The sequence below is a fragment of the uncultured Faecalicoccus sp. genome, from assembly GCF_944327125.1.
Lineage (GTDB): Bacteria > Bacillota_I > Bacilli_A > Erysipelotrichales > Erysipelotrichaceae > Faecalicoccus.
This window is the reverse complement of record NZ_CALVGO010000034.1, coordinates 1-12950: the sequence shown is the minus strand read 5'-3', so window position 1 is coordinate 12950 and position 12950 is coordinate 1. Positions and strand designations below refer to the sequence as shown.

Below are 12950 nucleotides of genomic sequence, written 5' to 3'. Positions count from 1 at the left end.
GGCATTCGCATTCCGGCTTCCAATGCACATAGTGCTTCACTGGAATCTTTTAAATCTTTAAGAACCAATCTGATCTATTCAGAAGGGGTAAAAGTCATCACGGTCACAAGCACGCTTCCTAATGAAGGGAAAACGATGTTGTCGTATAATTTGGCACAAAGCTTTGCCCAAATGGATAAAAGTGTACTTTTGATTGATGCGGACTTAAGAAAAGGAAGCTTAAAACGCTGGTTTACCGCAAGCCGTACTTTACCAGGATTATCGGAAGCTTTAACAGGACAAAGCGGTGAAATCATCAATTTCACAAGAGTTCCCAATTTAGAAGTCATTCTTTCCGGGAAATTACCGCCCAATCCAACGGAACTTTTATCTTCGGAAATGTTTGAAGCCATTATTGATAAACTGAGACGATCTTATGACTATATTATTATTGATACACCGCCAATGACAGCAGCCATGGATGGAGCCATCGTGGGACGCGTTTCCGATGGCGTTGTATTAGTTGTACGCAACGACTTCGTTAAGAAAAAAGAAGTATTGCGCGTACAGAAACAGCTGGAAAGAAACGGCGCCCGGGTAGTCGGTGTAGTATTGAACCGCGTTCAAAAAGATCAACTTGATTACAAGTCATATGATTATGATTACTACAAAACCAATAAAGAATAATCATGAAAAAGAAAAATGTGCTTTTCATATTGGGAATATTATGTCTGATTGTGAGCATAGTATGTATTTTTGTGTTATTTAAGGAAAAAAATACAGAAACTAGCAACGGTTTAACAAAAAATTATCACAATGTTTCTGAAAATGGTGTAAACTATACATATGATTCCAGTATTGTGTCTATTTTGTTCATGGGAATCGATTCTACCGATTCCGATACCATGGGCCAGGCGGATTCATTACAGTTATACTTATTGAATCGTGAAGAGAAATCGATACAAGTTTTATCTTTATCCCGAGATGCGATGACCGACATTCGTTTATTCGATGTCGAACATAACGACTTGGGATGGGATAGACAACATCTGGGATTGGCTTATGCCTATGGTTCATCACCTAAAAACGGGGCCAGCCTGACCAGCCAGGCGGTATCCAGAATGCTCAATGACATTCCTATTGTTCATTTTGTGGCCATGGATCTCTCTGAGCTAAAAGAAGTACAAAATGTCGTAGGAAGTCTGGAAGTGAAAGTTCCTAATGATTCTTTAGCTGACATTCATCCGGACTGGACAAAAGGAAGTACAGCTTTGATCGATGCGGATAATGTGGAAGACTTTGTTCGCACACGAGATATTAAAGAAGATTTTTCCAACAGTGAACGTATGGAAAGACAGAAAGCGTATTTGAACGCTTATGTCACAAAGATACGGGCAATGTTGAAAAGTGACTTTGACAATACGGTTTCAAAACTGTATAGTGTTTCTCAACATATGACAACGAATATTTCTTTAGAAGACATTCAGACATTTGCGCAGATGTTGTTGGAGTATTCGTATAATGAGGAAGAAGACTTCTATATATTGCCGGGAAAAGATCAAACGGGTAAAAACCATGATGAATTTGAGATTGATAAAGAACAGTTGAATCAGCTGATTCTTGAATTATTTTATAAGAGGGAGGATTAATTATGAATTTAGTAAAGAAATTATTGGCAAGTGCCTGTGCTTTCACAGTAGCATGCATGCCTATGACAACGGTGTTTGCGGCAGGAAGTATCGTTGCTAACGGAGCGCCGACAGGAGAAATTGCGGTAGATGGGAAAATTGTTGAAGGATCTACTGCTCAGTTCAGCGATACATTTACTGTTGAGGATCAGGAAGTATTAGATGCTATTGCACAGTTGAACAGCGGTGCCAAATTGGCCGATGTATTAGACGAAGTAGAAATGCCGGAAGGTGTGGAAATCGACTTGGCGGATTTCTCATTGCTGACAAAGATCCAGGATCTTAGCGCAACCGATGCCGAAGGCAATGACTTAAGTGAAAATGTTACTGTGGGATGGGAAGTTCCAAACTTGACAGAAGATATGAATGAAGTATATGTACTTCACTACAGTGAAAAGAATGCCGGATGGGAAGTCATTGAACCAGATAAGGTAGACAAAGAAGCAAAAGAAATCACCGCAACATTTGAAGACTTGTCTCCAGTCGGTGTGATCTACAAATCGGAAGGAGCTGTCGATACAAGCACAGGAACAAACACTGTATTGTATATTGCCATTGGAGCTATCGCATTGGTAGGAATTTGCGGTATCGTTGTAGCAAAAAGAAAATTCAACTAATTGAAAGGAAATTTCGAAACTCTGAGTCATTTTATTGACTTAGAGTTTTTTGCATATGCTGTAATTTTTTATGCTATGATAGATGTAGGAGAAAAGCATATGTGGGGACTTTTGGTTGTAGGCGTTCTTTTTGCTTTATATGGAGTATTTTCCTTAAAGACACATCGTATATTCAATCTTTCTTATTCTTTTCAAAATCAGCCATGGACAAACGAATACATTCATAAACAAGGTTTTTTAAATCTTGTGTTTGGACTGCTTCTTGTGTTCGATTTTTTTCTTGATCTTGCCTTGGGCAAGCTGGTAGGGTTGATTTTCCTTATTGGGATTGCCGTTCCAATGATAGGTTGGCAGATGTACTTGATTCGAACTTATAAGAAGAAGCTGTCATCAGGGAATATTTGACAATATAGGTGAGTTTTGATAAACTACCGTCAAGATGAGTAGCACAGAAGACCCGGGCCGAAGTTGCTGCGGGATGAATGAATAGATGAAACCAAAGACATAACCTGGAAACAGGCTGTGTCTTTTTGTGCTTTTTTGGAGGAATGAAATTATGGTTTTTGCGTTGTTGCTGCAGGTTATTTTGATCTGTGTGAATGCCGTCTTTGCCGGTGCGGAGATTGCCGTGGTCTCCATGAACGGAGCCACCTTGCAGGCAAGAGCTGAAGAAGGAAATAAACGGGCGAAAGTTTTATTGAAGCTGGTCGAGAACCCATCCCGCTTTCTGGCGACGATCCAGGTGGCCATCACTTTGGCCGGATATTTGGGAAGTGCTTATGCGACCGACAGTTTTGCCGATCCTTTGGTAAAACTACTGAATTCATTGAACATTCCCATTTCAGAAGGGACACTGCGTTCGTTTTGCCCGCTGGTGATCACTTTGATCATGTCCTTTTTCTCAATTGTTTTTGGGGAACTGGTACCAAAGCGAATCGCTATGCAGAACAAAGAAAAAATGTCCTATGCCCTTTCCGGGACCTTGTCTTTTATCTCAAAAGCGTTTGCTCCTTTAGTATGGCTGCTCACAAACAGTACCAACCTGGTGCTTCGTTTATGCCATATCGATCCCGATGAAGAAGAAGAGGTCACAGAAGAAGAGATCCGCATGATGGTTTCCCAAAGCATGTCTCAGGGACAGATCGAACAGGATGAAAATGCGATGATCCAGAACATTTTTGATTTTAATGACGTCAGTCTTGATGAGATCTGTACCCATCGTAAAGAAGTTACGGGTCTGGATCTGGACGATGATCTGGATGTATGGGATGCCGCCATCAATGAAACAACTTATGACTGTTATCCTATCTATAAAGACAGTCAGGATCAGATCGTAGGTGTCCTGGATGCGAAAAAGTATCTTCGTATGGAAAAACGCACCAAAGAAAATGTGCTCCAACAGGCAATCTTGAAACCTTTGTTTGTTTTAGAGGGGATGAAGGCAGACCATCTTCTTTTGAAGATGAAACAGACCAAATCAACCTTTGCGATCGTCTTGGATGAATATGGCGGGTTTGTCGGTGTTGTAACCTTAAAAGATCTGCTTGTGCTTCTTGTCGAAGATCCGCAGGAAGAAGGACAGTCCAATGAATCCGAAGGCATCGTGCGTTTGGATGAGCACACATGGCGGATCCAGGGAGAAGCGATGCTGGAAGACATCAATCAGATCCTGGGACTTTCCTTAAGTGATGAAGAATACGATACGTTCAACGGTTATGTTCTGGATGCTTTAGGGGGAAGTCTTCCTGACGATAATGAAAACTTTGAGCTGGATCTGGATGAGCTGATCGTAAAAGCACGGATGGGAACGGATCACCGCATTGAAGAAGCGGTGGTTCAAATCAAACCGAGGGTAAAAAAAGAAGAAATCGAACAATAAAGGCCAATCGAAAGATTGACCTTTTTTTATGGATTGTCACGTTGTAATGTAAAGCTAAAAGAGTTTGTATCTCCCCGATATTTCGCAATCGAATATTCAATGGGGATGCCCTGAGGATCTTTTCCGTAAGAATGGAAATAGAACAATGGATCTTTTATGTTTACCTGTAAAAGATCCGCCAGTGTTTCATCGGCACTGACAACTTCCAAATGACGGGTCACTGTGGCGATGGGATGTCCGCATTGTTTACACTGTTCATAGAACGATTCTTTGGAAAAGTCAATTTTATCAAAGTGTTTAAAAAGTTCATAAGGCATATACGTCACGGTAAAGACATTGGGACTTTGGTCGATATAACGCAGCCGAACCAGTTTGTATACCGTATCGCATTGAAGGATCTCTTGAACCGTTTGGGAAGCTTCTTCTTTTTGGAAGGTGAGAACCTTGGTTTGACTGGTATGTCCTTTTTGATGGATCTGGGCATCAAAGCTGTCGATTCGCTGTGTGAACTCCTGATCGATCTTCCCCGGACAGACAATGGTTCCGCGCTTCCTTCTTTTTTCCAGGATCCCCTGGTCCACCAGGGCCTGGATGGCCTGACGAATCGTTGGACGGCTGACGTTGTATTGTTTGGCCAGTTCGGTTTCTGCAGGAATTGTTTCCCCAATGGGATAATATCCGGAATGGATCTTTTCTAAGATGTCATTGCGGATCTCTAAATATACGGCTGACATAGTATACACCACTTTCTATACATAATATACTAAAGATTTCCATAATATGTCAATTTATATTGACATATTATTTACATAATGATACATTGAGACTGACATAAGAGGAGGGTTACAATGAATTCATCACAGTTAAGTCACATGTTTGACCATACGTTTTTAAAAGCCTATGCAACCGATGCCGATTTGATCCAGCTTTGTAAAGAAGCTTTGGACATGAAGGCCGCTATGGTGGCCATCAATACCGAATGGGTGTCTTTTTGTAAAGAACGACTCAAAGATACCGGTGTTCATGTAGGGGCGGCCATTGGCTTTCCTTTGGGACAATGCGGACTGGAAACCAAGCTGTTTGAATGCCGATATGCCATCGAACAGGGAGCCGATGAGATCGACTATGTGATCAATATCTCGAACGCTAAGATGCATCGCTGGGATTTAATACGGGAAGAGATGGAAAAGCTGACAAAACTTTGTCATGCCCATGATGTATTGATCAAGGTCATCTTTGAAAATTGTTATCTGGAAAAAGAAGAGATCCGAAAACTCAGTGAGATTGCCAAAGAAGTCAAACCGGATTTCATCAAGACCAGTACCGGTTTTGGGACCGGCGGGGCCAAAGTGGAAGATGTTTTACTGATGAAAGAAACTGTGAAAGATGGGGTCCAGGTCAAAGCGGCTGGAGGCATTCGTGACTGGAACACCTGTAAACAAATGATCGAAGCCGGGGCCACTCGCATTGGAACAAGCGCCAGCCTGCAGATCTTAAAAGAATTTGAGGAGAACCAGGAATGAAACCTTTACGCTTACAGCCCATTCCCGATCGTACCATCTGGGGAAGCCATCATATCAGTGATTTACGCAAAGCCGATCAGAACTATGGAACCTGGTGGGAAGTGTCGGCGCATCCCTATTGCACCAATATGGTCATCAATCTGGATAAAAGCCTCACTTTACAGGAACTGATCGAACAAGATCCAGAAGGCCTGTTAGGGCCGGGATATACCCTCCATGAATTGCTTCGTCTTGCCTTTTTAGATTCCAAAGACGACTTGAGTATCCAGGTTCATCCTCATGATGCCTATGCTTTAAAACATTCTAACGATTATGGAAAATATGAATCGTGGTATATCGTGGATGCCAAGCCGAATGCCACTTTGGTGGCCGGTACAAAAACAGCGGATCCAGAAGTCATCAAACAAGCTTTAAAAGAAGGGACACTTGACCAGTATCTTTGTGTATGGCCTGTACAAAAGGGAGATTATATCACCATCCCGGCGGGCATGCTTCACGCCTTGGGGAAAGATATCGTAGCTCTTGAGGTAGGAACCAATTCCAATACGACATACCGCTTTTATGACTATGGACGAAAAGATGAAAGGGGAAATTTGCGGAGTCTTCATCTTAAAGAAAGCTTTGATGTAGCTGACTTTACTTTAAAGCCGCATTTTGAACCCGCCCAAAAAGAAAGCCGGCGTATTGGAGATACGCCTTGTTTTACCGTCGATGAACTGTATATCCAAAAAGATAGAAAGTTTATTTTAGAAAATAGCTATGCCATTGTCTCCAATCTGGGAGAAGATACGGCGATTCTTTGGGGACAGGAGGAAATTCCGATTTGTCATTTGGAAAGTGTTTTTGTGCCTTACAGTGCACAGGCATTCACATTAAAAAAAGGGACACATGTGCTGTTGAGCCAGCCAGGAAGGAAGGACTAATATGAAAACGATTTTAGTAACAGGGGCCAACGGATATTTGGCCAGTTATATCGTCAAAGAAAATAAAGACAAGTTTCACTGGATCAAAATGACACGCCAGGATGCCGACCTGAGCGATCCACAGGCAGTCTATGATTATGTTTCAAAACAAGACTTTGATTTGTGCTTTCATACGGCGGCCAATGCGACCACGGCCCTTTGTGAAGAAAATTCTTCACTGGCACACAAGATCAATGTGGAATCTACGATGAAGATCGTGGATGCGTGTAAGGAAAAAGGAGCCCGCCTGATCTTTTGTTCGACCGAACAGATCTTTAACGGCGTAGAGGCTAGCGGCCCTATCGATGAAGAACAAACGCCGTGTTCGGTTACAGTGTATGGTCAAAATAAGATCGAATGCGAAGAATACATTCACGAGCACTTGGAGGATGCGATCATCTTACGGTATACGTGGATGATGGGATTGTCCTTTGAAGGGGTCAAAGCCAGCCCAAGTATCGTTAAAAACGTCATGAACGCACTTCTCTATCAAGAACCCACACTCTTTACGTGCAACGAAAAACGCGGCATGACCTATGCCAAACATCTTGCCAAACAGTTTGAAGCCATCACCAGGCTGGAACCGGGAGTGTATCATGTAGGGGCTCAAAACGATAAGACAACGTATGAGAGCGCCTGTTATGTTGCCCAAAAACTGGGAGCCAGCCAAAAGGCCATCGAGCAATATATTCTTCCGAACACCAAACGATATGCAGACCGATTCCGTGACTATCGTTTGAATGCCGATAAACTGGCTTCCCAAGGCATCACGTTTGGTACGTTTGAATCCAATGTGGATGAACTGCTGACTGATTTTGGATGGAAAAAATAACGCCTTAGCTGGCGTTATTTTTTTAGATGAATGGCGTTTTCTTCATACTCGGTGATCCCTTTGTCAAGAAGTTCGGTTTTCAGTTCAATGGCATTAAAATCGGAAAAACCATTGGCCCTGTCCAGAAGATAATAGAAATGCGCTCCTTTTTCACCCCAGTAGGGATCGGAAGCATACATCACATTGATACCGGAAGCTTTGTTGCCAAACCAGGAACCATGGTATCTGTCATCGTTCATATTGGCATACCCATCTTGAAGAAAACCGTAGGCGTGCTGTGAAATGCAGTCCTGGTAAGAGGAATACGTGGTGGCACTGTCGGGATTTTCATCGTAGGCGGCATGACCAAAGAGGTTGTAGTCAATCAGGGCGTATTCGCTTTTTCCCATTCCGCTTTCATTCAAGGCGGTCGCAAACATCATGGAAGCGTTCATGCCGGAATCTTTGCCGACATCCATAAAGGTACGTCCTAAGTCATATAAAGCGCTCTGGTTGTCCAAACAAGGATATCCTTTGGCTTTTTCGGTCATTCCCTGGCTTTCCAGAAACGTGTTGTAGTCTTTGGCCTTCAGGGTGGACGAGGATGTATGCGGGATATACTGATAGAAATTGTAATAAGCGGTTGGATTCACGGCATTTTTATGGGTGTTGTTTTGTTCATCTTCGGCCATTAAAGAAAAATCCGTGTAGAAATAGTTGCCGTCATAAGAATAATACATCTGATCTTCTTCTAAAAAATCAGGGGCTTTGCCGATGGAAAGGGCATTGTTTGTGCCCTGTAAAAGATCGGTCGATATCGTATGGACCAGCGATCCCTTATACACAGAATAACTGGAGTTATAGAGGCTTTCATCATAGAGATACAGCTGGATCTCTTCGACGTTGACCCATCCTTTTACGCCGCTGATCTTCATTAGGACCTGGGTGCCGTCCATGGAAGTATCCAGATACAGGGCATCGGCTCCATAGCTTCCGTTGGTGTAGCCCTGTTCTCCGTTTTCGTCACTGGTATAGAGCGTGTTTTCGTTGATGGATTTGGTCTTCAAGTTGACATACCCCTGGGAAATCGCCACAGCTTTTCCATCTTCTCTTTGGATATAGGCACTTTCGGTATCTAAAAAGTTCATCTTTAATTTCGCAAACCAGAAATGTTTATACGTTCCCTGTTCTACAACTTGATCTTCAAAGACACCCATTACGGTAAAGGAACCGTTCTCGGTGAGTTTCAAGCCTAAAAATCCAATCAGGATCACAAAAAGAAATGCCAGTATGAACAGACGGACTTTATGCGGTCTCCGCTTTTTTTGAATCTTTGTTTTTTTTGTCATGGAACAAGTGTAACATAAAGAGATAAAACTGTCATTTAAAGGGGTTCTATGATAAACTGATTAGGTTGAAAGGATGTTGGAATTATGGCAAAAATGGAAGAAAGACTGGATTCGATCGTAGCTCGATATAATGAGATCAATGAAGAAATGATGGACCCAAGCGTCGTATCGGACAGAAAGACGATGGCCAAATTAGGCCGTGAACAAAATGAACTGACACCTATTGTAGAAACTTATCAGGAATATAAACAGGCAAAGAGCGAATACGCCGATGCCAAAGAACTGGCCAAGGAAGAAGATAAAGAATTAAGAGAACTGGCTCATGGAGAAATCGAAAGACTGGAGCCTTTGATGCAGGAATATTTGGATAAGCTGGAATTGTTGCTGGTGCCCAAAGATCCTAACGATTCTCACAACTGTATCCTTGAGATCCGCGGGGCCGCCGGAGGCGATGAAGGAAATATCTTTGCCGGCGATCTGTTCCGTATGTATTCCAAGTATTGTGAAGCCAAAGGATGGCGCGTGGAAGTGATCGAAGCTGAAGACAGTGAAGCAGGAGGATACTCGCTGATCTCCTTTAAGGTCAATGGGGAAGGCGCTTATGGAACCTTGAAGTTTGAATCGGGTTCTCATCGCGTGCAGCGTGTGCCTAAGACAGAAGCGCAGGGACGTATCCATACGTCAACGGCCACAGTTCTTTGTATGCCGGAAATCGAAGAAGAAGATTTTGATATCGATATGAACGATTTGGAAATTGAAACGATGCGAGCTTCGGGGGCCGGAGGACAGCACATCAATAAGACCGACAGTGCGGTGCGTATCATTCATAAGCCGACAGGAATCATCGTAAAATGCCAGGATGGCCGTTCTCAGCATGAAAACCGGGCCACGGCTTTGATGACGATCCGTGCTCGTGTGTATGAAGAACGTCAAAGAGAATTGGATGAGAAAAACGATGCCGAACGCCGTACCAAGATCGGTACCGGAGATCGGGCCGAAAAGATCCGTACATACAACTATCCGCAAAACCGCGTGACTGATCATCGCATTGGATACACGGTCAATCAGCTGGACCGCATCATGGATGGGCGTCTGGACGATTTGATGAACGCTCTTCAGTTAGCCGACCAGCAGGCCAAACTGGCAGGAGAAAAGAAATAATGCGTTACCGGGATTATATCCGTGAAGGCAAAGAAAGATTGTACAAAGCCGGCCAGGGAGAACAGGCCGCTACGCTTTTGATGGTGGAGCTTTGCCGCCAGAAGGGCATCAATCTTTATATGGATATGGATGAAGAGATCCTGGATGCGATCCGGGTCGATTATCTGGAAGCTATCCATGAAATGGAAAAAGGCAAACCGCTAAGCTATGTTCTGGGGTATGAATCGTTTTACGGCTATGATTTTATCGTGAATGAAGACGTATTGATTCCCCGTCCGGAGACCGAAGAACTGGTGGGGCTGGTTCTTTCCCTGTTTGATGAACATTTCAGTGAGGCCCAACATGTCACTGTATTTGATGTGGCAACAGGTTCAGGAGCCATTGGGATCACGCTGGATCTGGAAGAACCAAGGATGGATGTCATCGCCAGCGATATTTCTTCCAAAGCGGTGGATGTGGCCCTTCAAAACAATGAAAAACTTCAGGGACATGTCAATTTTATCATTGGAAATATGTTGGATCCGTTTATTGAAAGAGATCTGCATTGCGATATTTGTGTATGCAATCCGCCGTATATTCCTTCGGATGAAAAGATGGAACACAGCGTGGTTGATTTTGAACCCCATGTGGCTCTGTTTGGAGGAAAGGATGGATTGAAGTTCTATCGGGACGTATTTGAAAAGGCCGATCAGGTCTTAAAGGAAAAAGCTTTCATGGCTTTTGAGATCGGATACGATCAAAGAGAATCTTTGAGCCAATTAGCTAGAGAGTATTTTCCGGATGCCAAGATCGAAGTGCATAAAGATATGTCAGGAAAAGACAGGATGTTAACGATTGAAAGAGGGTTTTAAACATGATGTCAAAAAATGAACCTTGCTGGTGCGGGTCGAAAAAGAAATACAAGCACTGCCATCAGGAATGGGATGACACGATCAATATTTTGAAGCTTCAGGGAAAAATCGTACCGGGTCATGACCTGGTGAAAAGCGAAGAAGATATCAAATGGATCAAAAAGGCGGCCAAGATCAACAATGAAGTATTGGATCTGGTTCAGGAAAATATTCATGCCGGCATGTCGACCGAAGAAATCGATCAGATGGTCTATGACTATACTGTCAGCCATGGCGGGATCCCGGCGTGTTTGGACTATATGGGATTTCCGAAAAGCTGCTGCACCTCGGTGAACAATGAAATCTGTCATGGGATCCCGGATAAGAAAGTGATCTTAAAAGAAGGCGATATCGTCAATGTGGACTGTACAACGATCGTTCACCGCCATTATGCCGATGCCAGCCGTATGTTTTGTATCGGCAAGGTTTCCGATGAAGCTAAGCGCCTGGTCGATGTAACGAAAGAGTGTCTGCAGATCGGCATTGAAGCCGTCCGGCCATGGGGATATTTTGGCGATATTGGAGCAGCTATTCAGGAACACGCTCATAAAAATGGATACAGCGTTGTAACGGATTTTTGCGGCCATGGAGTGGGCAATGCCTTCCATGAAGATCCTTACGTTCACCATGTAGGCATCAAGAACACCGGCATGGTTATCGCACCGGGTATGGTCTTTACCATCGAACCGATGATCAACCAGGGAGTCAGTACGTTGTACATTGATAAACAAAATGGCTGGACAGCGTATACCAGTGACGGCAAGCTCTCGGCACAGTGGGAACATACGTTGTATGTGACCGAAAAGGGCGTGGAGATCTTAGCATACTAAGCGGGAACCCCCGCTTTTTTTGTGGAAAAATAAAGAAATTGTAAAAAAATCGTTATTTTGACACTCAAAAGACCATTATGGGCCGCTTGAAATCTTGTCAACATTTGACAATAGGAGTAGAATAAACCTGTATAGAAAGGAAGTATTTCAGCATGGAAAAATGGACGCAGGAACAGTATGCCACTCGTTTACAGGAAATGAAACAAGAAGCACATGACAAAATGTGGTTGTACATTGAAGTCAATGCGAAAGAACTCATGAATGAATGTGAACCAGGTGTAAAAGGCAATACGACCACTTGTTGTAAAGCTATGCTGGATGCGATGTTAGAGGGTGACGGCTTTATCGTAGAGCCAAAAGTAAAGACGAAAGTAGCCGGAACATTGACAATCCGCTATTATGTAGATAACTTGCATCCAGGACGCAGAAAATATTCTGAAGTCAACCAGTAAATAGTATTAAGAAAAGAAGAATCCTTAACTTTGTGTTGGGGATTCTTTTATTGTATAATGAAAAAAAGGGAACAAAGATCATGAAAAACGTTATCATTACCATTTCAAGACAGTTTGGGTCAAATGGACGGGAGATCGGCCGTCTATTGGCAGAGTACCTGGATATTGGCTACTATAATAAAGAAATCATGGAAGTGATCGCTAAAGATTTTGGTATCGATCCCGACTTTTTCCGTGAGGAAAACCGCAATGAGGATGGCATGTATTCCATCGCAGGCCGACACACTCTTTCAAAAATCACCGAATTGTCGGTCAACTCGGAAGTCTATGAAAAAGCCTGTGATTTGATCCAGGGAATCTCGCAAAGAGAAAGCGCTGTGATCGTAGGGCGTTGTGCGGACTATATATTAAGGGACAACCCGAATACGATCAAAGTGTTTATCTACAGCGATATTGAAGACCGTATTCACTGGAGCATCAAAGAGTACAGCGTGCCGGAAAGAAAGGCACGAAAGATCGTTCAGGATAAAGATGGACGCCGAGCCCGATTCTATGAATTCTATACAGGACAGAAATGGGGACATGGTTCCAATTATGATTTGATGATCAACTCTTCCCGGATGAAAGTAAAAGATATCGTAGAAATGCTGGCGGGATTCTATGACATCAAGGTAGGAACCCAGACCCTTAAAGGCGGGTATACGAATCAGTATATTGAACATAAAAACTTTACTTATACAGAATAAAATCAAAACGATGACTGTCAAAGGGCATCGTTTATTTTTTTGCTTCAGAGAGTGTCTGGATTT

15 protein-coding genes are annotated in these 12950 nt (G+C 43.1%); 13 read left to right on the top strand and 2 right to left on the bottom strand.

What is annotated here, in order from left to right; all coding sequences use genetic code 11:
• The 5 genes from Q0K03_RS05260 to Q0K03_RS05240 all read left to right on the top strand — a co-directional run.
• The coding region (locus tag Q0K03_RS05260) for a CpsD/CapB family tyrosine-protein kinase (RefSeq protein ID WP_297238475.1) at positions 1–666 on the top strand (666 nt) is incomplete at its 5' end.
• 2 nt (positions 667–668) lie between these two features.
• A complete protein-coding gene (locus tag Q0K03_RS05255; RefSeq protein WP_297238473.1) occupies positions 669–1628 on the top strand; it encodes an LCP family protein in 960 nt (319 codons plus the stop codon).
• A 2-nt stretch (positions 1629–1630) separates the two neighbouring features.
• Positions 1631–2284, top strand: coding sequence for an LPXTG cell wall anchor domain-containing protein (locus Q0K03_RS05250; RefSeq protein ID WP_297238471.1), 654 nt, complete (start codon positions 1631–1633; stop codon positions 2282–2284).
• A 99-nt stretch (positions 2285–2383) separates the two neighbouring features.
• Positions 2384–2689 carry a hypothetical protein gene (locus Q0K03_RS05245; RefSeq protein ID WP_297238469.1) on the top strand — a complete coding sequence of 102 codons (306 nt, stop codon included), beginning with the start codon at positions 2384–2386 and terminating at the stop codon, positions 2687–2689.
• Between the two features lie 151 nt (positions 2690–2840).
• Positions 2841–4163, top strand: coding sequence for a hemolysin family protein (locus tag Q0K03_RS05240; protein WP_297238467.1), 1323 nt, complete (start codon positions 2841–2843; stop codon positions 4161–4163).
• Between the two features lie 26 nt (positions 4164–4189).
• On the opposite strand, the gene Q0K03_RS05235 is transcribed toward Q0K03_RS05240, so the two are convergent.
• A complete protein-coding gene (locus tag Q0K03_RS05235) occupies positions 4190–4897 on the bottom strand; it encodes a GntR family transcriptional regulator (protein WP_297238464.1) in 708 nt (235 codons plus the stop codon).
• A 114-nt stretch (positions 4898–5011) separates the two neighbouring features.
• Here Q0K03_RS05235 and deoC point away from each other — a divergent pair, with 114 nt between their 5' ends.
• Genes deoC through Q0K03_RS05220 form a run of 3 tightly spaced genes read left to right on the top strand, consistent with a single transcriptional unit; the run spans position 5012 to position 7480 of the window.
• The gene (gene deoC / locus Q0K03_RS05230) at positions 5012–5686 is read left to right on the top strand and encodes a deoxyribose-phosphate aldolase (RefSeq protein ID WP_297238462.1); all 675 of its coding nucleotides are present in this window, start codon (positions 5012–5014) and stop codon (positions 5684–5686) included.
• Positions 5683–6609, top strand: coding sequence for a type I phosphomannose isomerase catalytic subunit (locus Q0K03_RS05225; RefSeq protein WP_297238460.1), 927 nt, complete (start codon positions 5683–5685; stop codon positions 6607–6609). Before deoC ends, Q0K03_RS05225 begins: the two co-directional genes overlap by 4 nt.
• A 1-nt stretch (position 6610) precedes the next feature.
• Positions 6611–7480 carry a sugar nucleotide-binding protein gene (locus tag Q0K03_RS05220; RefSeq protein ID WP_297238458.1) on the top strand — a complete coding sequence of 290 codons (870 nt, stop codon included), beginning with the start codon at positions 6611–6613 and terminating at the stop codon, positions 7478–7480.
• 14 nt (positions 7481–7494) lie between these two features.
• Here Q0K03_RS05220 and Q0K03_RS05215 read toward each other — a convergent pair whose 3' ends face one another.
• On the bottom strand, positions 7495–8808 hold the full coding sequence (locus Q0K03_RS05215) for a glucosaminidase domain-containing protein (protein WP_297238456.1): 1314 nt from the start codon (positions 8806–8808) through the stop codon (positions 7495–7497).
• A gap of 84 nt (positions 8809–8892) precedes the next feature.
• Here Q0K03_RS05215 and prfA point away from each other — a divergent pair, with 84 nt between their 5' ends.
• The 5 genes from prfA (at position 8893) to Q0K03_RS05190 (ending at position 12887) form a co-directional block, all read left to right on the top strand.
• Positions 8893–9969 carry a peptide chain release factor 1 gene (gene prfA, locus Q0K03_RS05210; protein WP_297238454.1) on the top strand — a complete coding sequence of 359 codons (1077 nt, stop codon included), beginning with the start codon at positions 8893–8895 and terminating at the stop codon, positions 9967–9969.
• A complete protein-coding gene (gene prmC / locus Q0K03_RS05205; RefSeq protein WP_297238452.1) occupies positions 9969–10820 on the top strand; it encodes a peptide chain release factor N(5)-glutamine methyltransferase in 852 nt (283 codons plus the stop codon). The genes prfA and prmC overlap by 1 nt, the downstream gene beginning before the upstream one ends.
• A gap of 2 nt (positions 10821–10822) precedes the next feature.
• Positions 10823–11689 (top strand): type I methionyl aminopeptidase, encoded by an 867-nt coding sequence (map, locus tag Q0K03_RS05200; RefSeq protein ID WP_297238450.1) that lies wholly within the window; start codon positions 10823–10825, stop codon positions 11687–11689.
• Positions 11690–11841: 152 nt separating this feature from the next.
• Positions 11842–12141 carry a hypothetical protein gene (locus tag Q0K03_RS05195; protein ID WP_297238448.1) on the top strand — a complete coding sequence of 100 codons (300 nt, stop codon included), beginning with the start codon at positions 11842–11844 and terminating at the stop codon, positions 12139–12141.
• Between the two features lie 80 nt (positions 12142–12221).
• A complete protein-coding gene (locus Q0K03_RS05190; protein WP_297238446.1) occupies positions 12222–12887 on the top strand; it encodes an AAA family ATPase in 666 nt (221 codons plus the stop codon).
• The last annotated feature ends 63 nt before the right edge of the window (positions 12888–12950 follow it).